22 protein-coding genes are annotated in these 22,075 nt (G+C 69.0%); 16 read left to right on the top strand and 6 right to left on the bottom strand.

Translation table 11 applies throughout. The features are described from left to right. The first annotated feature begins 3 nt into the window (after nt 1-3). The 9 genes from scpB (at nt 4) to AC27L4_RS21385 (ending at nt 8,351) form a co-directional block, all read left to right on the top strand. Nucleotides 4-696, top strand: coding sequence for an SMC-Scp complex subunit ScpB (gene scpB, locus AC27L4_RS21425; protein ID WP_487144387.1), 693 nt, complete (start codon nt 4-6; stop codon nt 694-696). Continuing rightward, nucleotides 686-1,792 carry an ABC transporter ATP-binding protein gene (locus AC27L4_RS21420; protein WP_487144386.1) on the top strand — a complete coding sequence of 369 codons (1,107 nt, stop codon included), beginning with the start codon at nt 686-688 and terminating at the stop codon, nt 1,790-1,792. Before scpB ends, AC27L4_RS21420 begins: the two co-directional genes overlap by 11 nt. A 77-nt stretch (nt 1,793-1,869) precedes the next feature. Next, entirely contained in the window at nt 1,870-2,106 is a 237-nt protein-coding gene (locus AC27L4_RS21415) for a twin-arginine translocase TatA/TatE family subunit (RefSeq protein ID WP_487144385.1), read from the top strand. Between the two features lie 211 nt (nt 2,107-2,317). Further along, on the top strand, nt 2,318-2,767 hold the full coding sequence (gene tatB, locus AC27L4_RS21410) for a Sec-independent protein translocase protein TatB (protein WP_487144384.1): 450 nt from the start codon (nt 2,318-2,320) through the stop codon (nt 2,765-2,767). A gap of 4 nt (nt 2,768-2,771) precedes the next feature. Next, nucleotides 2,772-3,569 (top strand): twin-arginine translocase subunit TatC, encoded by a 798-nt coding sequence (tatC, locus tag AC27L4_RS21405; protein WP_487144383.1) that lies wholly within the window; start codon nt 2,772-2,774, stop codon nt 3,567-3,569. Nucleotides 3,570-3,622: 53 nt separating this feature from the next. Further along, nucleotides 3,623-4,912, top strand: coding sequence for a serine--tRNA ligase (serS, locus tag AC27L4_RS21400; RefSeq protein WP_487144382.1), 1,290 nt, complete (start codon nt 3,623-3,625; stop codon nt 4,910-4,912). Nucleotides 4,913-4,967: 55 nt separating this feature from the next. Then, nucleotides 4,968-5,744 carry a 5'/3'-nucleotidase SurE gene (surE, locus tag AC27L4_RS21395; protein ID WP_487144381.1) on the top strand — a complete coding sequence of 259 codons (777 nt, stop codon included), beginning with the start codon at nt 4,968-4,970 and terminating at the stop codon, nt 5,742-5,744. A gap of 47 nt (nt 5,745-5,791) precedes the next feature. Further along, nucleotides 5,792-6,412, top strand: a complete 621-nt coding sequence (locus tag AC27L4_RS21390; protein WP_487144380.1) for a protein-L-isoaspartate(D-aspartate) O-methyltransferase — start codon at nt 5,792-5,794, stop codon at nt 6,410-6,412. A 121-nt stretch (nt 6,413-6,533) separates the two neighbouring features. Further along, nucleotides 6,534-8,351: a peptidoglycan DD-metalloendopeptidase family protein gene (locus AC27L4_RS21385; protein ID WP_487144379.1), complete on the top strand. Its 1,818-nt coding sequence runs from the start codon at nt 6,534-6,536 to the stop codon at nt 8,349-8,351. A 248-nt stretch (nt 8,352-8,599) separates the two neighbouring features. On the opposite strand, the gene AC27L4_RS21380 is transcribed toward AC27L4_RS21385, so the two are convergent. After that, complete coding sequence (locus AC27L4_RS21380) at nt 8,600-9,460, bottom strand: ATP-binding protein (protein WP_487144378.1); 861 nt, start codon at nt 9,458-9,460, stop codon at nt 8,600-8,602. Between the two features lie 316 nt (nt 9,461-9,776). Here AC27L4_RS21380 and yajC point away from each other — a divergent pair, with 316 nt between their 5' ends. From yajC to AC27L4_RS21355, 5 genes are read left to right on the top strand one after another with little or no spacing between them, the layout of a single operon-like run. After that, nucleotides 9,777-10,121 (top strand): preprotein translocase subunit YajC, encoded by a 345-nt coding sequence (gene yajC / locus AC27L4_RS21375; RefSeq protein WP_487144377.1) that lies wholly within the window; start codon nt 9,777-9,779, stop codon nt 10,119-10,121. A 28-nt stretch (nt 10,122-10,149) separates the two neighbouring features. Continuing rightward, entirely contained in the window at nt 10,150-11,751 is a 1,602-nt protein-coding gene (gene secD / locus AC27L4_RS21370; RefSeq protein ID WP_487144376.1) for a protein translocase subunit SecD, read from the top strand. After that, nucleotides 11,752-12,705: a protein translocase subunit SecF gene (gene secF, locus AC27L4_RS21365; protein WP_487144375.1), complete on the top strand. Its 954-nt coding sequence runs from the start codon at nt 11,752-11,754 to the stop codon at nt 12,703-12,705. A 2-nt stretch (nt 12,706-12,707) separates the two neighbouring features. Then, nucleotides 12,708-13,088: an Mth938-like domain-containing protein gene (locus AC27L4_RS21360; RefSeq protein ID WP_487144374.1), complete on the top strand. Its 381-nt coding sequence runs from the start codon at nt 12,708-12,710 to the stop codon at nt 13,086-13,088. 9 nt (nt 13,089-13,097) lie between these two features. Further along, nucleotides 13,098-13,949, top strand: a complete 852-nt coding sequence (locus AC27L4_RS21355; RefSeq protein ID WP_487144373.1) for a phytoene/squalene synthase family protein — start codon at nt 13,098-13,100, stop codon at nt 13,947-13,949. Between the two features lie 117 nt (nt 13,950-14,066). Here the strand turns inward: AC27L4_RS21355 and trmFO are convergent, their stop codons facing one another. The 4 genes from trmFO to AC27L4_RS21335 form a co-directional block, all read right to left on the bottom strand. After that, nucleotides 14,067-15,476 (bottom strand): methylenetetrahydrofolate--tRNA-(uracil(54)-C(5))-methyltransferase (FADH(2)-oxidizing) TrmFO, encoded by a 1,410-nt coding sequence (trmFO, locus tag AC27L4_RS21350; protein WP_487144372.1) that lies wholly within the window; start codon nt 15,474-15,476, stop codon nt 14,067-14,069. A gap of 187 nt (nt 15,477-15,663) precedes the next feature. After that, on the bottom strand, nt 15,664-15,819 hold the full coding sequence (locus AC27L4_RS21345) for a YjiS-like domain-containing protein (RefSeq protein ID WP_487144371.1): 156 nt from the start codon (nt 15,817-15,819) through the stop codon (nt 15,664-15,666). A gap of 207 nt (nt 15,820-16,026) precedes the next feature. Then, nucleotides 16,027-18,951, bottom strand: a complete 2,925-nt coding sequence (gene uvrA / locus AC27L4_RS21340) for an excinuclease ABC subunit UvrA (RefSeq protein WP_487144370.1) — start codon at nt 18,949-18,951, stop codon at nt 16,027-16,029. A gap of 156 nt (nt 18,952-19,107) precedes the next feature. After that, a complete protein-coding gene (locus AC27L4_RS21335; protein ID WP_487144369.1) occupies nt 19,108-20,481 on the bottom strand; it encodes a DUF2142 domain-containing protein in 1,374 nt (457 codons plus the stop codon). 128 nt (nt 20,482-20,609) lie between these two features. Here AC27L4_RS21335 and arfB point away from each other — a divergent pair, with 128 nt between their 5' ends. Further along, nucleotides 20,610-21,032, top strand: coding sequence for an alternative ribosome rescue aminoacyl-tRNA hydrolase ArfB (gene arfB / locus AC27L4_RS21330; RefSeq protein WP_487144368.1), 423 nt, complete (start codon nt 20,610-20,612; stop codon nt 21,030-21,032). Nucleotides 21,033-21,035: 3 nt separating this feature from the next. Here the strand turns inward: arfB and AC27L4_RS21325 are convergent, their stop codons facing one another. Further along, nucleotides 21,036-21,698 carry an HAD family hydrolase gene (locus tag AC27L4_RS21325; RefSeq protein ID WP_487144367.1) on the bottom strand — a complete coding sequence of 221 codons (663 nt, stop codon included), beginning with the start codon at nt 21,696-21,698 and terminating at the stop codon, nt 21,036-21,038. Between AC27L4_RS21325 and AC27L4_RS21320 the strand changes: the two genes are divergently transcribed. After that, nucleotides 21,697-21,894 (top strand): hypothetical protein, encoded by a 198-nt coding sequence (locus tag AC27L4_RS21320; protein ID WP_487144366.1) that lies wholly within the window; start codon nt 21,697-21,699, stop codon nt 21,892-21,894. The two genes, AC27L4_RS21325 and AC27L4_RS21320, sit on opposite strands and share 2 nt — an antisense overlap. The last annotated feature ends 181 nt before the right edge of the window (nt 21,895-22,075 follow it).

The raw sequence follows: 22,075 nt of genomic DNA, 5'->3' as shown, positions 1-22,075 counted from the left end.
GGATTGGGCAAGGACGAGCCTGTCACGGATGCGCCGGTGGCACCGGCGGCCGCGCCCGAGCATGTCAGGCTCGTGGAGGCGCTGCTCTTTGCCGCCGTCGAGCCGCTGGACGAGAAGACCCTGAGCGCCCGGCTGCCGCCCGAGGTCGACCTGCCGCAGGTCCTCGCCCAGCTCCGCCGGGACTATGCCGGCCGCGGCGTCAACCTGGTGCTGCTCGGAGGGCGCTGGGCCTTCCGTACCGCCGAGGACCTGGCCTGGCTCCTGACGATCGGAACGGCCGAGCCGCGCAAGCTGTCGCGCGCCGCGCTGGAGACCCTGGCGATCATCGCCTATCACCAGCCGGTGACGCGGGCCGAGATCGAGGAGGTGCGCGGCGTCTCGATCTCCAAGGGCACGCTCGACCTGCTGCTCGATACGGGCTGGGTCCGCCTGCGCGGCCGCCGCCGCGTGCCGGGCCGGCCGGTGACCTACGGCACGACGCCGGCTTTCCTCGAGCATTTCGGCCTGGAGGCCATCGGCGACCTCCCCGGCCTCGACGAGCTGAAGGGGGCAGGGCTACTCGACGGCCGCCTGCCGCCCGGCTTCAGCGTGCCCGTGCCCAGCGACGACACCACCCTGGGGCCGGACGAGGAGCCGCTCGAACCTGCCGACCTTTCCATGTCCTTCCCGGCCCCGGATGCCGACGATGCCGCCTGATCTCGCGCGCAAGCCACAATGGGGCCAGCGTGGCACCGCCGGTGCCATCATCGCCTCCAGCCTCGCCTTCGAGCATGTCGGGCATACTTATCCCGGCGGGATCACGGCGCTCGACGACGTGACGCTCGACATCGCGCCCGGCGAGATCGTGGCCCTGCTCGGACCTTCCGGCTGCGGCAAGACCACGCTGCTGCGCATCGCCGCCGGCATCGAGCGCCAGAGCATCGGCCGCGTTCTGGTCGACGACCGGGAGATCGCCGGGCCGACGACCTTCCTGGCTCCGGAAAAGCGCGGCATCGGCCTGATGTTCCAGGACTATGCGCTGTTCCCGCATATGAGCGTCCTCGCCAACATCATGTACGGGCTGAAGTCCCTGGCCCGGGTCGACGCCGACGTGGCGGCAAGGCGGGCGCTGTCGCGGGTCGGCCTGGCCGACTATGCCGGCGACTACCCGCACCAGCTCTCCGGCGGCGAGCAGCAGCGCGTGGCACTGGCGCGGGCGCTGGCGCCGCGGCCGGCCGTGCTGCTGATGGACGAGCCCTTCTCCAATCTCGACAAGCGTATGCGCGACGATGTGCGCGACGAGACCGTGGCCGTGCTGCGCGAGGCGCGCGCCACCACCATCGTCGTCACGCACGATCCGGAGGAGGCGATGCGCATGGCCGACCGCATCGCCCTGATGCGAGCCGGACGGCTGGTGCAGGTGGGCCGGCCGGAGGAGCTCTACCGCAAGCCGGCCGACCTCATGGCGGCGCGCTTCTTCTCGGAGATGAGCGAGGTGGCCGGAACGGTCGCGGCCGGGGAGATCGCGACGCCGGTCGGCCGCTTCGCCGCGCCGGGCCTGCCCGACGGCCCGGCCATCGCCTGCATCCGCCCGCAGGCCGTGCGGCTCGGCGAGAGCGGCACGGGCGTTCCGGGGCGGATCGCGCGGCGCCTGTTCCTGGGCGAGGTCGACCTGGTGGAGACACTGGTGGAGGGCCTTGACAAGCCGCTCAAGGCCCGTCCGCGCGAGCATGTGGCCTATCGCGCCGGCGTCGAGGTTTCCGTGACGATTGATCCGGCCGAAGTCCTTGTTTTTGCCGCGACGGCCGCATAGTTTGCGATCACTATCGGGTCGTGAGCGTCGCCGTCGATGTGTCACAGCATCCGGGCGCTACACCTTGGGAGGTTGTTATGGGTGGTTTGAGTCTCTGGCATTGGATCGTCGTTCTCGTCATCGTCATGTTGCTGTTCGGACGCGGAAAGGTGTCGGAGCTGATGGGCGACGTCGCGAAGGGCATCAAGTCCTTCAAGAAGGGCATGGCGGAGGATGAGCCGACCACCTCCTCGCCCGCCGCAAGCGAGCCGGTCCGGACCATCGAAGGCCAGGCCGGCACCGCGGCCAAGGCCGAGCAGCAGAAAGTCGGCTGAACCGGAGGTCCGGACGGACGCGAAGGTTTGCGAGGCATCCGGCTCCCGGAAACGGGGCCGGTTTCAGTCGTGGATGCCCCGAAGCATCGGATCGTCTCGTCGGCCGTCCCGGCCGGGCGAGGCGTCTCCGTGACGGGCTCGCAGCGTCACCGGACCCCGGATAGGCCCCGAGCGCGGCCCAGCCGCCCCCAATTGCCGGACAGCTTGTGCGATGCTGGATATCGGATGGACGGAACTCCTGCTGATCGCCGTGGTGGCGATCGTCGTCATCGGGCCGAAGGACCTGCCCGATGCGTTGCGCGCGCTCGGCCGGACGACGACCAGGCTGCGGCGCATGGCCGGCGAGTTCCAGGGCCAGTTCAACGAGGCCATCCGCGAGGCCAATCTGGAAGACGTGAAGAAGGACTTCGACGCGTTGCGCCAGTCCGCCTCCTCGCTGAAGACCGGCTTCAATCCGCTCGACATCGCCCGCAACGAAATCAAGGGTGCCATCACCGGCCCCACCGCCTCGGCCGCGGCTTCCGCCACGCCCTCGGCAATGATCGATCCTGCGCTGACCAGTTCGTCGTCCGTCGCCTCGATCGCGCCGGCGGACGCCGAGTCGGTGATCGTCGACCCCATCCCGTCCGCCTTCGCGCCTTTGGCCGTTTTCAAGCGATAATCCCATGAGCCAGGAGGACATCGACTCGACCAAGGCCCCGCTGCTGGAGCACCTGGTCGAACTGCGCTCGCGGCTGATCAAGTCGATGATCGCCTTCGTCGTCCTGTTCATCGTCTGCTTCTTCTTCGCCAAGCCGATCTACAACGTCCTGCTCTGGCCGTTCGAATGGGCCGCGGCGCAGGCAGGCGTGCCCGACATCAAGCTGATCTACACGGCGCCGCTGGAATATTTCTTCACCCAGATCAAGGTGGCGATGTTCGGCGCGGCCTTCCTGGGCTTCCCCGTGGTGGCGACGCAGATCTACATGTTCGTCGCCCCCGGCCTCTACCGGCACGAACGCGACGCCTTCCTGCCCTATCTCATCGCCACGCCGGTCTTCTTCTTCATCGGCGCGCTCATGGTCTACTTCTTCGCCATGCCGATGGTGATGCGCTTCTCGCTGAGCATGCAGCAGGCCGGCGGCGACGGGCGCGCGGCGATCGAGCTCCTGCCGAAGGTGGAGGATTATCTGTCGCTGCTGATGACGCTGATCTTCGCTTTCGGCATCACCTTCCAGCTGCCGGTGATTCTCACCCTGCTCGGGCGAGTCGGCATCATCGACGAGGCGTTCCTGCGGGCCAAGCGCCGCTACGCCATCGTCATCGTCTTCATCATCGCCGCGGTGCTGACGCCGCCGGACGTGGTCAGCCAGTTGTCGCTTGCCGTGCCGGGCCTCCTCCTTTACGAACTCTCGATCTATTCGGTCCGCATGGTCGAGAAACGGCGAGCGGCCGCCGAGGCGCAGGCGACGTCCGCGACCTGACGGGCGGCAGGCGTCCATATCTCCCTCCGGACGGCGGTTTCGGGAGGGGTACGATGCATGACCTGAAATGGATCCGCGACAATCCGGGCCTGTTCGACGCCGCGCTGGCGCGGCGTGGTGCCGTGCCGCCGGAGTGGCAGTCCGAGCGGATTCTGGCCCTCGACGGCGAGCGCCGCGCCATCGTCGCGCGCCTGCAGGCGGCCCAGGAACGCCGCAACGCCGTCTCGCGCGAGATCGGCCAGGCCAAGGCGCGCAAGGACGAGGCCGCGGCCCAGGCGCTGATGGCCGAGGTCGCGCAGCTCAAGCAGTCGATGCCGGCCGACGAGGAGGCGCTGCGCGAGGCCGACGCCGGCCTGCATCGGACCCTGTCGGAGATCCCCAACCTGCCGCTCGACGACGTGCCGGAGGGGGCGGACGAGCATGGTAATGTCGAGCGCCGCCGCCATGGCATGCCGCGCGCCTACACGTTCGCGCCGCGCGAGCATTTCGAGATCGGCGAATCGCTCGGCCAGATGGACTTCGAGACGGCGGCCAAGCTGTCGGGCGCCCGCTTCGTGGTGCTGAAGCACGGCCTCGCCCGGCTCGAGAGGGCGATCGGGCAGTACATGCTCGAAAAGCACACGATGGAGCACAGCTACACCGAGGTGAACCCGCCGCTGCTGGTGCGTGACGAGACCGTCTACGGTGTCGGCCAACTGCCGAAGTTCGCCGAGGACCTGTTCCGCACGACCAACGGCTACTGGCTGATCTCGACCGCCGAGGTGACGCTGACCAACCTGGTCCGCGACGCCATCACCGAGGAGGCGGAGCTGCCTTTGCGCTTCACCGCACTGACGCCCTGCTTCCGTTCGGAAGCGGGCGCGGCCGGACGCGACACGCGCGGCATGATTCGCCAGCATCAGTTCCAGAAGGTGGAGCTGGTGTCGATCACCACGCCGGAGGAGAGCCTCGCCGAGCATGAGCGCATGCTCGCCTGCGCCGAGGCGGTGCTGAAGGGGCTCGACCTGCACTACCGCGTCATGACGCTGTGCACCGGCGACATGGGCTTCGGCAGCCAGAAGACCTACGACATCGAGGTCTGGCTGCCGGGGCAGGGGGCTTTTCGCGAGATCTCGTCCTGCTCGGTCTGCGGCGAATTCCAGGCCCGGCGCATGAACGCCCGCTTCCGCCCCAAGGGCGGCGGCGCGCCGCGCTTCGTCCACACCCTCAACGGCTCCGGCGTCGCCGTCGGCCGGGCGCTGGTCGCGGTGCTGGAGACCTACCAGAACGAGGACGGCTCGGTCACGGTGCCTGACGTGCTGCTGCCTTATATGGGCGGTATCCGGCGCATCGAGATGCCGTGACGTCCGAGGCCGTCCGGCCGCCATTCCCTCCGTCTCCCTTTGAAGAAGGTTTTCGATGCGCATCCTGCTCACCAATGACGACGGCATCCACGCGCCGGGGCTGGTGGCGTTGGAAAAGATCGCCCGCGTCTTGTCCGACGACGTCGTCGTCATCGCACCGGAGACCGATCAGTCCGGCGTGTCGCATTCGCTCTCGCTCAGCGATCCCCTGCGGGTGCGGCATATCGCCGAAGGCCGCTACGCCGTCAGCGGCACGCCGACCGACTGCGTGCTGATGGGCGTGCAGCACCTCCTGAAGGACAAGCTGCCCGATCTGGTTCTGTCCGGCGTCAATCGCGGCCAGAACATCGCCGAGGACGTGACCTATTCCGGCACCATCGCCGGGGCGATGGAGGGCACGCTGCTGGGCATTCCCTCGATCGCCCTCAGCCAGGGCTATGGCTTCGGCAGCGACCGCCACAAGCCGCGCTGGCACTGCGCCGAGACGCACGGCCCCGGCATCATCCGCAAGCTCCTGGCGCACGGCTTCGCCAAGGACATGCTGTTCAACGTCAACTTCCCCGACTGCGAGCCCGAGGACGTCGTCGGGATCTCCACCACCATCCAGGGCCGGCGCGACGTGGCGGCGCTGATGGATGTGGTCGAGCGCGAGGACTATCGCGGCAATCCCTATTTCTGGCTGGCGCCCCGCCGGGAGCGACCGACTCCGCTGGAGGGGACGGATCTCTGGGCGCTGTACCAGCGGCGCATCTCGGTGACGCCGCTCAAGCTGGACCTGACCGACGTGGCGGCCCTGGAGCGTCTGTCCGAGGTGTTCGACGGCATCAAATGACCGAGCAGCCGCCCAGCCCCGAAGCATCGCCGCATGCGGAAGCCATGATGGCCTTCATCTTGCGCCTGCGTTCCTTTGGGCTGACCGACCAGAAGCTGCTCAACGCCGTCTCGACCCTGCCGCGCCCGGTCTTCGTGCTGCCGCAATATGCGCGATTCGCCTGGGGCGACTACGCCCTGCCGATCCAGTGTGGCCAGACGATCACGCCGCCGGTGCTGGTGGCGCTGATCGCCGAGCGCCTGGAGATCGAATCGGGGCATCGCGTCCTGGAGATCGGCACGGGCTCCGGCTACCTGACGGCGGTGCTCGCACGCCTGGCGAGAAGGGTGCTGACCATCGACCGCTGGCGCACCCTGGTGACCGAGGCGGAGGAGCGGTTGCGCGCCGTGGCCATCCTCAATGTCACCATGATGGTGGCGGACGGACGGGAGGGCTGGAAGGTGCAGGCCCCGTTCGACCGAATCGTCGTCACGGCGGCGCAGCCCGAGATCCCGCAGGCCCTGATCGACCAGCTCGCGCCGGGCGGCAGGCTGATCGCGCCGGTAGGGGAGGCGGGCGCCGAGCAGCGCCTGGTGATGCTGACCAAGGGCGATGACGGCATCGCCGAAACCACGATCATGCCGGTGCGCGCGGCGCGAATGCTGGAAGGCGTGGCCGAGCGGCTCTGAGGCGGATGCGCCGCGGTATTCCTGAACGCCGCACGCAAAAAGACGGTCGGGCTTAAGCCCTTGTTTACCCCAACAAGGGCTTAATGTTGGCATTGTTCAGTTGCGTTCCGTGAGCGTTGCCATGCGTACCTCGGTCGAGTTCGTCCTCCCGCGCCACCTCACGCGCGTCGCCGTTGTCGCTCTTCTCGCCGGCCTCGCCGCGGGTTGCAGCTCGGATACGATGCGCTTTTCCGAAAATCCGTTCTCCGATCCGTTCCGCTCGCAGCCTCAGCAGACCGCGTCGGTTCAGCCCGCGCCGGCCTATCCCGTGCCGCGCGTGCGGGCCGAGCCGCTGCCCTCGGTGAGTCCGCCCAGCTACCCCAGGCCGATCGCGGCCCAGCCGCTGCCGCCGGTGGAGCCGGTCGCGACCGTGCCGGCCGCGAGCGCCCCGCGCCCGGTCTACGGCTACAACAATCCGCCGCAGGTGGCGCGCCCGGCCCAGCCGGTGATGACCGGCAGCATCCAGTCGGCCAGCCCGCGCATCAGCGGCTTCAAGGGTGGTGGCTGGAGCGCCCAGGGCGGTACCGTCGTCACCGCCGGCGCCGGCGACAGCGTCTACACCCTGTCGAACCGCTTCGGGGTGCCGGCCAACGCCATCATGAGCGTGAACGGGCTCAGCGCCCCCAACCTGACGCCGGGCCAGCGCATCACCATTCCCGTCTACAGCACCGCCAACGCCGCTCCGGCGCCGGCCGCCGCTCCGCCGCTGGCGGCGGCGCAGCCCTTGCCCGCGTCTCACCCCGAGACGACGCGTCCGGTCCGCACCGTTGCGGTGGCGGCCCAGCCGCAGCCTGCCGAGGAACCGGTGCAGCCCAAGGCCGTTCGCACCATCCCGCTGACCACGCCCCCGAGGCCCGTGGCCGAAGTGGCGCCGCGGCCGGCCGAGCCGGCCCCCGCGCCGAAGCCCGCCATGGTGGCGCAGGGCGGCACGCACGTCGTCAAGCCGGGCGAGACCCTGACCTCGATCGCCCGCGCCTACGGCACGACGCGTCCGGCGCTCGCCCGGGAGAACGCCCTGGACGAGTGGGCGACGGTGCGCATCGGCCAATCGTTGAAGGTCTCCGGTAGCTCCGCCGCCGTGGCCGCGGCAAAGCCGGCGGAATCCAAGCCCGTGCACGTTGCAGCCAAGCCTGAAGCGGTGATCAAGCCCGAAGCCGTCGTCAAGCCGGTGCAGGTCGCGGTGGCCAAGCCCGAGCCCGTTGCTGCTAGGAAGCCGGAGCCGGCCGCGGCCAAGCCCGCCCAGGCCGCAGCCAAGAAGCCGGAGCCGGCCAAACCCGCCCAGGTCGTCGCGGCCAAGAAGCCGGAGCCCAAGCCCGTGCAGGTGGCCGCCGCCAAGCCCGAGCCGGCCGCTGCCAAGCCGGTGGCCGCGGCGCAGGCCCAGCCCAAGCCCGCGCCGGCCAAGCCGGTGCAGACCGCGGCGGTCGCCGCGCCGCAGCCGGAACCCACCGTCACCGCCAGCATCACGCCCGTCGTCGCGACCAAGCCGGCCGAGCCGGTGCAGCAGGCCGCGGCGGAGTCGCCGGCGCAGCGCAACGCGCCGGAGTTCCGCTGGCCGGTGCGCGGGCGGGTGATCCAGACCTTCGGCCAGAACGGCGACGGCATCAACATCGCGGTTCCGGAAGGCACCGACGTGAAGGCGGCCGAGAACGGCGTCGTCGCCTATGCCGGCAACGAGCTGAAGGGCTATGGCAACCTGGTGCTGATCCGTCACGCCGACGGCTACGTCACCGCCTATGCCCATGCCAAGGACTTGGCCGTCAAGCGCGGCGACACGGTCAAGCGTGGCCAGACCATCGCCACGGCCGGCCAGACCGGCAACGTCACCTCGCCCCAGCTCCTGTTCGAGCTGCGCAGGGGCGCCCAGCCGGTCGACCCCCGCCCCTATCTCGCAGGCACCTGAGAACCGCGTTCGTCTCCGCGCGAGACCCCGAGACGAATGCGTGCAGCCCGGCGGCAACGCCGGGCTGCTGCGCGTTCAGGCCAGGGGAAAGCCGCGGATCTGTCGATGCGGCGCGGAGACGTCGCGCATCATCTGCACGGGCTCGTGGAGCAGGTGGCCATGTCATTACACCGTCGGGTGTCGGCGGACCCTGTCGCCGAACGGGCGGGACTGACCAGCGCTGCGAAACGGCCGGGACGCGATCTCCGTCAGCCCAGCGTCTTGCCCAGCCGTCCGGCGAGATCCTGCACATATTGCCAAGCGGTGCGGCCGGAGCGGGCGCCGCGGGTGGTCGCCCATTCCAGCGCCTCGGCGCGGACGCGGTCACGATCGTGGTCGAGGCCGAAATGCTCGACATAGCCGTTGACCATCGCGAGATAGTCGTCCTGGCTGCAGCGGTGGAAGCCGAGCCACAGGCCGAAACGGTCCGACAGCGACACCTTTTCCTCGACCGCCTCGCCCGGATTGATCGCCGTCGAGCGCTCGTTCTCGATCATGTCGCGCGGCATCAGGTGGCGGCGGTTGGACGTGGCGTAGAAGATCACATTGTCCGGCCGGCCCTCGACGCCGCCGTCCAGCGCCGCCTTCAGCGACTTGTAGGAGGTGTCGTCGGAATCGAAGGAAAGATCGTCGCAGAACACGATGAAGCGGCAGGGCGCCGGCCGGATCAGGCTCATCAGATCCGGCAGGGTCTCGATATCCTCGCGGTGGATCTCGATCAGTTTCAGGCCGCCGATCGCGGCGTCGACATCGGCATGCGCCGCCTTGACCAGCGACGACTTGCCCATGCCCCGCGCGCCCCAGAGCAGGGCGTTGTTGGCCGGCAGCCCCTTGGCGAAGCGCTCGGTGTTCTCCACCAGGATGTCGCGGACGAGATCGATGCCCTTGAGAAGGGGCATCGCCACCCGGTTGACCTTGGGCACCGGCGCCAGCCGGTGCTCCTGCGCCTGCCAGACGAAAGCGTCGGCGGCATCGAAATCCGGCCTGGGCCGCGGCGGCGGCGCAAGACGCTCCAGCGCGTCGGCGATGCGGGAAAGCAGGGGGAGAAGGTCGGCTGATTTGTCGGTCATAATGGGACCGGCATAGCGCGGAAGGCGAGGGGAGGGAAGAGCCGGAGCGCCTGAGTGGGGTCTCCAGAGCGCTCGGCGCGCCGCGGGGAAAGGGCCTGCGCAAAAGCGTGCTTGCGGCCGGAACCGCCACCCGGCCGAGGTGCCGCCGGGTTGCCGCGCGCGCCGCTCGCCGCCGCGACGTCAGAAGCATGTGATCAGCGGCAAAAACGGCCTCGCGCGATTTGCTTTCACAAGGCCCATCGCTATAGTCCGCGCAACTTTGCGGCCGGCAAGGGGGAATCCGCTTGCCCGGCCGCTGCTTTTTGGAGGACGATTGATGTTCGTGACGCCCGCCTTCGCACAGACGGCTCCGGCAGCCGGCGGCGGTGATCTGTTCGCGGGCCAGTTCGGGATGTTCATCCCGCTGGTCCTGATGTTCGTGATCTTCTATTTCCTGCTGATCCGTCCGCAGCAGAAGCGGGCCAAGCAGCACCAGGAGCTGATCAAGAACGTGCGGCGCGGCGACGTGGTCATCACCAATGGCGGCCTGATCGGCAAGGTGACCAAGGCGGGCGAAGGCGATGCGGAGATCGAGGTCGAGATCGCCGACGGCGTCCGGGTGAAGATCCTGCGCGCCATGCTCGCCGACGTGCGCGCCAAGGGTGAGCCGGTCAAGGCCTGAGGCCCGACACGGCACAGCGGAGCGCGCCATGCACTACACGCCCTGGAAGACAGCGGCCATCGTCGGCACGATCATCATCGGCCTGTGGCTGGCGCTGCCCAACCTCTACCCGCAATCCTGGCGCGATGCCATGCCGAGCTGGCTGCCGCACAGGGCGGTGACGCTCGGCCTCGACCTGCAGGGCGGCTCCCAGCTGCTGCTGGAGGTCAACGGTTCCGCGGTGCTCAAGGACCAGGTCGAGGCCCTGCGCGAGGATGCCCGGCGCACCCTGCGCGACGCCAAGATCGGCTTCACCAATCTCGGCGTGCAGGGGCGCGCCGTGCAGCTTACCCTGCGCGATCCCAACGACACCAAGCGGGCGCTCGATCTCCTGACGCCGCTCGGCGCGCCGCCGACGGGCAACCTGTTCGGCTCCGTCGACCAGCGCACGGTCGATGTGATCGCCGGCGACAACGGCCAGATCAAGCTTGCCGTGACCGATTTCGGCCTGAACGATCGCATGACGCGCGTGCTCAGCCGGTCGATGGAGATCATCGGCATCCGCGTCAACCAGCTCGGCACCACCGAGCCCTCGATCCAGCGCCAGGGCGCGGACCGCATCCTGGTGCAGTTGCCGGGCCTGCAGGATCCCTCGCATTTCAAGACCATCCTCGGCCAGACCGCCAAGCTCGAGTTCCGCCTCGTCGACCAGACGATCTCGCCCGAGCAGGCGGCGCAGATGCGTCCGCCTGCGGATACGGAGATCCTGCCCTCGCAGGACGGCAGCGCCGCTTATGTCGTGGAGAAGCGGGTGATGGTGGCGGGCGAGGACCTCACCGACGCGCAGGCGACCTTCGACCAGCAGAACCGCGAGCCGGTGGTGAGCTTCCGCTTCAACACCCGAGGCGCCCAGCAGTTCGGCCGCGCCACCCAGGAAAATGTCGGCCGGCCCTTCGCCATCGTGCTCGACAACAAGGTGATCTCCGCCCCCAACATCCGCGAGCCCATCCTCGGCGGCTCGGGCCAGATCTCCGGCAGCTTCACGCCGCAGAGCGCCAATGACCTGGCGCTGCTGCTGCGCTCCGGCGCCCTGCCGGCGCCGATGACCGTGGTCGAGGAGCGTACCGTCGGCCCCGGCCTCGGCGCGGATTCGATCCGGGCCGGCGAAATGGCGGCGCTGGTCGGCTCCGGCCTGGTGATCGCCTTCATGATCGCCACCTACGGCCTGTTCGGCATCATCGCCTCGATCGCCGTGATGATCAACGTCGGGCTGATCTTCGGCATCCTGTCGCTGCTCGGCGCGACGCTGACGCTGCCCGGCATTGCCGGCGTGGTGCTGACGGTCGGCATTGCGGTCGACAGCAACGTGCTGATCTACGAGCGCATCCGCGAGGAGGTGCGGGCCGGCCGCTCGCCGCTGATGGCGCTGGATGCGGGCTTCTCCCGCGCTCTGGCAACCATCCTCGATTCCAACATCACCACCTTCATCGCCGCGGCCGTGCTGTTCGTGGTCGGCACCGGCGCGGTGAAGGGCTTTGCCGTCACCCTCGGCGTCGGCATCCTCACCACGGTGTTCACCGCCTTCACGGTGACGCGCCTGCTGGTCTCCTGGTGGTACCGCGGGTTCAAGCCCCGCACGATCCCGATTTGAGTGGAGAGCGCGGTGCGCCATCTTCGTATCGTTCCCGACAACACCAGCTTCGGCTTCGTCCGGTTCCGGCGCTTCAGCTTCCCGATCTCGGCGGTGCTGTCGATCCTGTCGCTGGTGTTCTTCTTCACCCACGGCCTGAACTTCGGCATCGACTTCAAGGGCGGCACGCTGATGGAGGTCCGGGCCCAGTCCGGCCATGTCGACATCGGCGCCGTGCGCGCCACCATCGAAGGCCTCGGCCTCGGCGAGGTGCAGTTGCAGGAGATCGGCTCCAAGGGCGAGGTGATGATCCGCATCGCCCAGCAGCCGGGCGGCGACGCCGAGCAGCAGGTGGCCGCGGCCAAGGTGCGTTCGACGCTGGGCGACAGCTTCGTCTATGAGCGGGTCGAGGTGATCGGCCCGCGCGTGTCGCAGGAGCTGGTCACGCTCGGCACCGTCGGCATCTTCTGTGCCATCGTCGGCATCCTGCTCTATCTGTGGTTCCGCTTCGACTGGCAGTTCGCCGTCGGCGCCATGATCGCCAACGTGCACGACATCGTGCTGACCATCGGCTTCATGTCGGTGACGCAGCTCGAGTTCGACCTGACCAGCGTCGCGGCGCTGCTGACCATCCTGGGCTATTCGCTCAACGACACGGTCGTGATCTACGACCGCATCCGCGAGCTCCTGCGCAAGTACAAGAAGCTGCCGATGGCGGAGCTGCTCGACAACGCCATCAACGCCACGCTGTCGCGCTCGATCATCACCCACGTCACGGTGACCCTGGCGCTGCTGGCGCTGCTGCTGTTCGGCGGCCGGGCCATCCACAGCTTCACGGCCACCATGATGTTCGGCGTGGTGCTGGTCGGCACCTACACCTCGATCTTCATTGCTTCGCCGATCCTGATCTATCTCGGCCTGCGGCCGGGCGCTCCGACGCCGGCGTCGGACGGCAAGAGCGGCAGCGAGGCCTGAGGATGCAGGCGGGCGGCCGGCGCTTCCTGCCGCGGCGGACGCCGATCGACGGCTACGGCGCCGGCGGCTTCCGCTTCGGCGACATGTCGCATCGGGGCTCGCTGCTCTGCCTGCCGTCGGGCATGCATGCCTGGGCGGTGACTGCCCCGGACGCGTTCTCCGAGGAGGCCTTCGCCCAGGTGTTCGAGGAGGCGGCCGAGATCGACTTCCTGCTGGTCGGCACCGGCCGCGACCCGGCGCCGCTGCCTGAGGCGCTGCGCTGGCGCTTTCGCGACGTGCGGATCAGCGTCGACGCCATGGCGACCGGTGCTGCGGCCATGACCTGGAACGTGCTGCTCGGCGAGAATCGGCGTGTCGCCGCAGCCCTGATCGCCACCGCCTAGCAGAAAGCCATGAACGACGCCGCCCGGCCTGCCGACATCGCCCATTGCGAAGGCCTGGTGCGCGACTTCGACCGCGACCGCTGGCTGACGACGCTGCTTGCCCCGGACCCCCATCGCGCGGGCCTGCTGGCGCTCTATGCCTTCAACGTCGAGGTCTCGCGCATCCGCGACACGGTGTCGACGCCGCTGCCCGGCGAGGTGCGCCTGCAATGGTGGCGCGATCTCCTGGAAGGCGAGGCGAGGGGGGATGCGACGGGCCACCCGGTGGCGATGGCCCTGCTCGGCGCGATCGGCCGCTACAGCCTGCCGCGCGCCGCCTTCCTCGACCTGATCGACGCGCGGGTGCAGGATCTCTACGACGACCCGGTACCGACCCTGGCCGACCTGGAGGGCTATTGCGGCGAGACCTCGTCGGCGCTGATGCGGCTGGCCTGCCTGGTGCTGGCCGATGGCGGCGATCCCGGCTCGGCCGATGCCGTCGGCCATGGCGGCGTCGCCTATGCCCTGACCGGCCTGCTGCGCAGCTTTGCCCGTCAGGCGGCGCGCGGCCAGATCCTGGTGCCGCAGGAGGTGCTGGACCGCCACGGCGCCCGCCGCGACGACATCCTGGCCGGACAGGCGACGCCGGCGGTGAAGGCGGCGCTGGCCGAGATGCGCGGCCATGCCCGCCGCCACCTCGACCTCGCAGAGGCCCGGCTCGGCGCCGTGCCCCGGCCGGCCGCCGCCGCCCTGCTGCCGCTGGCGCTGGCCCGCCCCTATCTCAGGCTGATGGAGAAGCCCGGCTACGAGCCGTTCCGCGATCCGGTCGAGCTGCCGCAATGGCGGCGGCAATGGGCGCTGTGGCGGGCGAGCCGCCGATAGAGGCCGGCTGTGGCCCTGCCCTTTGCGGGGAAAGTGAACTGGTCTGGAGTAAGAAGGCTCTGAGCGTCGACCTGATGACAAGCGCAAATTGTGCGCACAGCCGCGGTTGCTACCAGCCTACTCCGCCGCTGCACGGCCTTCGCCGCCGATCCAGGCCGTCAGGTCCTCCAGCGCCCGGCGGGTCATCGCCTTCTTCTTGGCGATTGCCTTGTCGGTGCCCCGCAGGCGGCGGCCGTCCTCGCTCTTCGGCGCGACGTCGAGCGGCGGAAACAGGCCGAAATTGACGTTCATCGGCTGGAAGGAGCGCGGGCCGGCATCGACGGTGACGATGTGGCCGCCGGTGATGTGGCCGAGCAGGGCGCCCATCGCCGTGGTCGCCGGCGGCGGCGCGGGTCGGGCGCCGAGGCGCTCGGCGGCGGCGAAGCGGCCGGCCATCAGGCCGACGGCGGCGCTTTCGACATAGCCCTCGCAGCCAGTGATCTGGCCGGCGAAGCGCAGGCGGGGCATCGCCTTCAGCCGCAGCGTGGCGTCGAGCAGCACCGGCGAGTTCAGATAGGTGTTGCGGTGCAGGCCGCCGAGCCGGGCGAACTCGGCCTGCTCGAGGCCTGGAATGGCGCGGAAGATGCGCGCCTGCTCGGCATAGCGCAGCTTGGTCTGGAAGCCGACCATGTTGTAGAGCGTGCCGAGCGCATTGTCCTGGCGCAGTTGGACGATGGCGTAGGGCTTGACCGTCGGGTCGCGCGGGTTGGTCAGGCCCACCGGCTTCATCGGACCGAAGCGCAGGGTCTCGCGGCCGCGCTCGGCCATCACCTCGATCGGCAGGCAGCCGTCGAAATAGGGCGTGCCCTCCCATTCCTTGAAGCCGGTCTTGTCGCCGGCCAGCAGGGCATCGACGAAGGCATCGTACTGCTCGCGCGTCATCGGACAGTTGATGTAGTCGGCGCCGCTGCCGCCGGGCCCGGCCTTGTCGTAGCGCGACTGGAACCAGGCGACGTCCATGTCGATCGTGTCGCGATGCACGATCGGGGCGATGGCGTCGAAGAAGGCGAGGGAGGTTTCGCCGGTGAGCCCGCCGATGGCTTCGGCCAGGGCCGGGGAGGTGAGGGGGCCGGTGGCGACGATGACGCTGTCCCAGTCCTCGGGCGGCACGCCGGCGACCTCGCCGCGGCGGATCTCGACCAGGGGATCGGCTTCGAGCCGTGCGGTCACCGCCGCGGCGAAGCCGTCGCGGTCGACCGCGAGCGCGCCGCCGGCCGGCACCTTGTGGGCGTCGCCGCTGGCGATGATCAGCGAGCCCAGGCGGCGCATCTCCTCGTGCAGCAGGCCGACCGCATTGGTCTGCGCATCGTCCGAGCGGAAGGAGTTGGAGCAGACGAGCTCGGCGAAGTCGCCGGTCTTGTGCACCTCGGTGCCGCGCTCGGGGCGCATCTCGTGCAGGATGACGGGCAGTCCGGCGCGGGCGATCTGCCAGGCGGCTTCCGCCCCGGCCAGCCCGCCGCCGATCACATGGATGGGGGCGTGTGTCATGGCGCGGTTCTAGCCCCGGCCATGGCCCGAGGCAACGCCTCGCCCTGTGCACGAATACGATGCCCCGGACACGAAAACGCCCGCCGATGGGAGGATCGGCGGGCGCTTCGCGGTCGCGGCAATGGGAGGAGGAGGCCGCAACCGGTACCGATACGGCGGAGAATCGCTCCGCCGTCGATTCGAGAACTCAGGCGCGGGCAGCTTCGCGCGCAATGGTCCGCAGGTCGGCCGGATTGATGCCGATGTCGAACAGATCGCGCTCGCTCAGGCGCCGGAGCTCGGCCAGGGTCTCGCGCTCACGACGCCAGACACGGACACGCTCGATCAGGGCAGCGAACAGCATGGGATATTCCTTTCTCGGTCCCCGCGACGGAACGGATTTTCCGTTGCCTTTCGAGAAGGAATATGATCGATGTTGCAGTGCACCGCTAGTGGGTGCGATGCACAACAGCCATGCGATTGCGCATGGGCTCTCGCTAATTTTGTCACAAATCTTTTAGGCTTGGGACATTTTTGCGGCAACCAATGCGCTCCATGCATGGCAATTCGGTCATTCGGCGGCTTCCCGCGCCTTTCTGGACTGGGGACGGCGCTGCATGACCTCGCGCAGGAAACGCCCGGTATGGGAGCGCTTCTCGCGGGCGATGTCCTCGGGCGTGCCCTGGGCCACCACCTCGCCGCCGCCGTCGCCCCCCTCCGGCCCCATGTCGATCACCCAGTCGGCGGTCTTGATCACCTCCAGATTGTGCTCGATCACCACCACCGTGTTGCCCTGGTCGACCAGCTCGTGCAGAACTTCCAGGAGCTTGGCGACGTCGTGGAAGTGCAGGCCGGTGGTCGGCTCGTCGAGGATGTAGAGCGTGCGGCCGGTCGAGCGGCGCGACAGCTCCTTCGACAGCTTGACGCGCTGGGCCTCGCCGCCGGAGAGGGTGGTTGCCTGCTGGCCGACCTTGACATAGCCCAGCCCGACCCGGGCCAGCGTCTCCATGGTGTTGCGGATGTTCGGCACCGCCTTGAAGAACTCGGCCCCCTCGTCGACGGTCATGTCGAGCACGTCGGCGATCGACTTGTTCTTGAATTTCACCTCCAGCGTCTCGCGGCCGTAGCGCTTGCCCTTGCACACGTCGCAGGTGACGTAGACATCGGGCAGGAAGTGCATCTCGATCTTGATGACGCCGTCGCCCTGGCAGGCTTCGCAGCGTCCGCCCTTGACGTTGAAGGAAAACCGGCCGGGCTGGAAGCCACGCGCCTTGGCTTCCGGCAGGCCCGAGAACCATTCCCGGATCGGCGTGAAGGCGCCGGTATAGGTCGCCGGGTTGGAGCGCGGCGTGCGGCCGATCGGCGACTGGTCGATGTCGATGACCTTGTCGATCAGTTCCAGCCCCTCGATCCGGTCATGGGGGGCCGGATGCTCGGACGCACCGTTGAGCCGGCGCGCCACCGCCTTGTAGAGCGTGTCGATCAGCAGCGTCGACTTGCCGCCGCCCGATACGCCGGTGACGCAGGTGAAGAGGCCGAGCGGCAGCTCGACCGAGACGTCCTTGAGGTTGTTGCCGCGGGCGCCGACCACCTTCAGCGCCTTGCCCTTCTGGCGCTTGCGCCGCCGCTCGGGCAGGGGCACGGCCAGCTCGCCGGTGAGGTACTTGCCGGTGAGGGAGTGCGGGTTGGCCATCACCTCGGCCGGCGTGCCCTGGGCGACGATGCGCCCGCCATGCACGCCCGCCCCGGGGCCGACGTCGACGACGAAATCGGCCTGCAGGATGGCATCCTCGTCATGCTCGACCACGACGACGGTGTTGCCGAGGTCACGCAGCCGGCGCAGCGTCTCCAGCAGGCGCTCATTGTCGCGCTGATGCAGGCCGATCGACGGCTCGTCCAGCACGTAGAGCACGCCGGTTAGGCCCGAGCCGATCTGTGAGGCGAGGCGGATGCGCTGGCTCTCGCCACCCGACAGGGTGCCGGAATTGCGCGCCAGGGTGAGGTAGTCGAGGCCGACATCGACGAGGAAGCGCAGGCGCTCGCGAATCTCCTTGAGGATGCGGCCGGCGATCTCGTTGCGCTTGTCGTCCAGCTTGGCCGGCAGCGCCTCGAACCAGCCCTGGGCCTGACGCACCGACATGGCCGAAACCATGCCGACATGGCACTGGTCGATCTTCACCGCCAGGGCCTCCGGCTTGAGGCGGAAACCGGCGCAGGCCTTGCAGGGCGTGTTCGACATGTAGCGCGCGATGTCCTCGCGCGCCCATTCCGAATCGGTCTCCTTCCAGCGCCGCTCGAGATTGGTGATGACGCCCTCGAAAGTCTTGCGCGTCTCATAGGCGCGCAGGCCGTCGTCGAAGGAGAACTTGATCTCGTCCTTGCCCGACCCGTAGAGCATCACCGACCTGACGTTTTCCGGCAGATCCTCCCAAGGCGTCGTCACACCGAACTTGTAGTGCTTGGCCAGCGCGTCGATTGTCTGGGCGTAGTAGGGGCTGGTCGACTTGGCCCACGGCGCGATGGCGCCCTTGCGCAGCGACAGGGATTCGTCCGGCACGATCAGCATGGGATCGACCGTCATCTCCGCGCCCAGGCCGTCACAGGCCGGGCAGGCGCCGAACGGGTTGTTGAAGGAGAACAGCCTCGGCTCGATCTCGGGGATGGTGAAGCCGGAGACCGGGCAGGCGAATTTCTGGCTGAAGACGATCCGCGCCGGCTCGCCCTTGTCGTCCTTCTGGTCGGCCATCTCGGCCACGGCGATGCCGTCGGCCAGCTCCAGCGCCGTCTCGAACGAATCGGCAAGGCGCGCCGCGATGTCGCCGCGGACGACGATGCGGTCGACCACCACGTCGATGTCGTGCTTGAGCTTCTTGTCGAGGGCAGGGGCGTCGGCCAGCTCGTAGAAGGTGCCGTCGATCTTGGCGCGCTGGAAGCCGCGTTTCATGTATTCCGCGATCTCCTTGCGGTACTCGCCCTTGCGTCCCCGCACCACCGGCGCCAGCAGGAACAGGCGCGTGCCCTCGGGCAGGGCCATGACGCGGTCGACCATCTGGCTGACGGTCTGGCTCTCGATCGGCAGGCCGGTGGCCGGCGAATAGGGGATGCCGACCCGGGCCCAGAGCAGGCGCATATAGTCGTAGATCTCGGTGACCGTGCCGACCGTCGAGCGCGGGTTGCGCGAGGTCGTCTTCTGCTCGATCGAGATCGCCGGCGAAAGCCCGTCGATCTGGTCGACGTCGGGCTTCTGCATCATCTCCAGGAACTGGCGGGCATAGGCCGACAGGCTTTCGACATAGCGCCGCTGTCCCTCGGCATAGATGGTGTCGAAGGCGAGCGACGACTTGCCGGACCCCGACAGACCGGTGAACACCACGAGCTTGTCGCGGGGGATCTCCAGGTCGATGTTCTTGAGGTTGTGCTCGCGGGCGCCGCGTATCGAAATGACGCGGCGATCCGCGGACGAGGGGGCTTGTCGGCCCGGCGTCTGACCAGTCATGCAGTCGATCCCAACGGGATGGAGGGGTGGGCGTTCGGCCGAGACATAGGGGGCCGGAGGCGCAGAATGAAGCGGCTTGACGTCAAAAACAAGAACGTTTCGGGAACCGGTCCGAGTTTTTGCAGCGGCTGCGTCGTTTCGCGCCGCCCGGCAGCGTCAGCCGTAATAGGTTGCGAGGGTGAGCCACAGGGTGCTGCCCAGGCCCGTGGCCGCCAGCAGCGCCACCCAGGCGCCGGCGCCGAGACGCAAGGCCGGCTCGCCGCTGGTGCGCAGGCCGACCAGCAGCAGCGGCGCCAGCGGGTAGAGATAGCGCCCCTGGAAGCCTTGAACCGTCGGCTGGCCGAAGCCGGTCCACTGCACGTAGAGCAGGGTCAGGATCAGCACCGTGCCGGCGCCGGCGATGGCGGCGCCGAGGCCGAGCGCGAGCGGGCCATAGCGGGCGGCGCGCGCGGTGGGGTCGGAGACCAGCACGAACAGCATGAGACCGACGAGCGCCACCAGGACAGGCAGGGGCAGGGCGACCGGCGGGCCGAAGATGCCGATGAAACCCCTGACAGCGTCATAGACCAGCGGCGTGTCGACCAGGGTGCGCCAGAGCACCGCGACATAGCCGAACGGATCGGCGAGGATCGCGGCCATCTGCCCGTCCGGATTCACCTCGCCGGCCCAGGTGCGGTACGTGATGCCGGCGAAATAGGTGTGCTTCAGCGTCACCATCCAAGCCAGGCTCGCGAGCGCGCCGGGCAGGATGATCAGCGCCAGCGCGCCGGCCCAGGCGGCGGTCGAACCGAAGCGCGCGCGGGGGATGGCCAGGGCGAGCAGCGGCAGCACGAGATAGGCGCTCTTGCATTGGGCCAGAATGAACGCGACCGCGGCCAGCCGCAGGATATCCCGTCCACCCATCGGCTCGCGGCGCACCATCTCGCGCAGGATCATCGCCGCCAGCAGGAAGGCCAGCCCGGTGGTGAACTGGTCGGCGTCGAGCGTGCTGCGCGAGAAGGTGACGGTCGGCAGCAGGGCGAGGGCGGCGAGCGCGAACTTGTGCGTGGGAATGATGCGGATGGCGAGAAGGGTCAGGCCGATGCCGGCGGCCAGCCCGGCCAGCCGGCCGAGATAGAACAGGATGAGGGGCGGCAGGCCGAGGCTGCCGCCGAGCCGGATCACCGGCACCTGCGGCAGATAGGAGAGGGGATGCAGCACGGCGATCGGGTTGGGCGCCAGGATGGCGTCCGGCTCCGCGCCCAGCGGGATGGCGGCCAGCCGGCGCCACTGGTCCAGCGAATAGGAGTAGGGCGGTTTCGCCCCCTCCGGGAAGAAGGAGCCGCCGACGGCGAGCAACTCGGCGATGCCGGGCCGCACGGCAGCCGGCTCGATCAGCACATGACCGGCCGCCACGCCTGCCGTCCGCTGGAAGTTGAACGTCTCGTTGCCGCCTCCGAGCGGTGGTATCACGGCAACCAGAACCAGGCCGAACAGCCCGGCGATCCAGGCGAACAGGCGGTCGGGGCACGAGAGCAGGCGCGACGGCATCGGATCAACCCAGCGGCAGAGAGGCGCACGGCCGTCTTTGGCTGCACAGGCAAATCCGAGATTCGTCAACACGCCGCCGGCCGCACGTGCTATCGCCGGGCAGCCGGTTCCGTCAGCAGCCCTGCGCCATGATCGAGATCACCAACACCCTGTCCATCGACGAGCGCGAGATCGAGGAGAGCTTTCTGCGGGCGTCAGGGCCGGGCGGGCAGGCGGTCAACACCACCTCGACCGCGGTGCAGCTGCGGTTCGATGCCCGCCGGTCGCCGTCCCTGCCCGACGAGATTGCCATCCGGCTGATGAAGCTGGCAGGCAGCCGCCTTACCCAGGACGGGGTGATCGTCATCACGGCCCAGACCCATCGCAGCCAGAAGCTGAACCGCGAGGAGGCGCTGGCGCGGCTGGTGGAGCTGATCCGCGCGGCGACGGTGAAGCCGACACCGCGCCGTCCGACCAAGCCGACAAAGGCCTCGAAGGAACGCCGCCTGGCAGCCAAGGACCGGCGTTCCGAGGTCAAGGCCGGACGGCGGCGCAACAATCGAGAGGAGTAACCGTCAGGCCTCGACGCCGAGCAGGCGGCCGACTTCCGCCATGGTCTCGGCGACATGATCGGCGCCCGCCGCCTTGAGGCGCTCGGCGCTGGCCGGACCGCTGTGCAGGCCGCCGGTGAAGCCGATGGCCGTCATGCCGGCAGCCTTGGCCGCCGTGACGCCGGCGACGCTGTCCTCGACCACCACCGCCTCGTGCGGCGCCACGCCGAGCCGTTCGGACGCGTAGAGGAAGAGGTCCGGAGCCGGCTTGCCGCGGGCCACCAGCTTGGCGCAGTAGATGTGGGGATAGAACAGCTCGAACAGGCTGGTCAGGCTCAGCCCCAGGCCGAGCTTGGCCGGCGGGCTGTTCGAGGCGACGCAGAAGGGCGTCGGCAGGCGCTTGACCAGTTCGTGCACGCCCGCGATCGGCTGCAGGCGCTCGCGGTAGGCCTGCTCGAGGGTGGCGCCGGCCTGCTGCGCGAAGTCCAGCGGCAGCTTGCGCGCGAATTCGCGCTCGATCGCCTCCTCGACGCCGACCTGCGTCAGGCCGATGAACAGGCTCATACAGCGTTCCGCGGTCATGGGCATGCCGAGGCGCGTCAACACCTCCGCCGTGGCGTCCGCCGACAGGATCTCGCTGTCGATAAGGACGCCGTCGCAATCGAAAATCACCGAAGAATACTGCATGGACCCCATCAAGGCGGAAGCGCGAAGCGCTGCTTCGTCGGCCCGGGGGGCCGTCCGTGTCAAGCGGGAAGAGCAGGGCGGGCTCAATCCCTCGCCGCCCCTGGTGCCGCGACGCCTGGACGGAATGGAAATCAGGACCGTCGTCGGCGGCATCGAGAGGCTCGCGCCACCCGATGCCCCGCATCCGTGCCGCTGATGCTCGGCCCAGGCCTGACAAAGGGCGCGATGCCGATCGGAACCGGGATCTGGATCGACTGAAGGCCCGCATGCCATGGCGATGCGGCGGCGCAGCCGCCGTCGGCGGTCTGGTGACGGCGATTGCCGGGACCGGCCGACCAAGTTGCCGGCCGGACGCGTGAACTGCGACTTCGCAGGGG

Source organism: Labrys sp. Lb11 (assembly GCF_057554225.1).
Note: the sequence above shows the minus strand (reverse complement) of the source record. Positions and strands in the feature narration are given on the sequence as shown.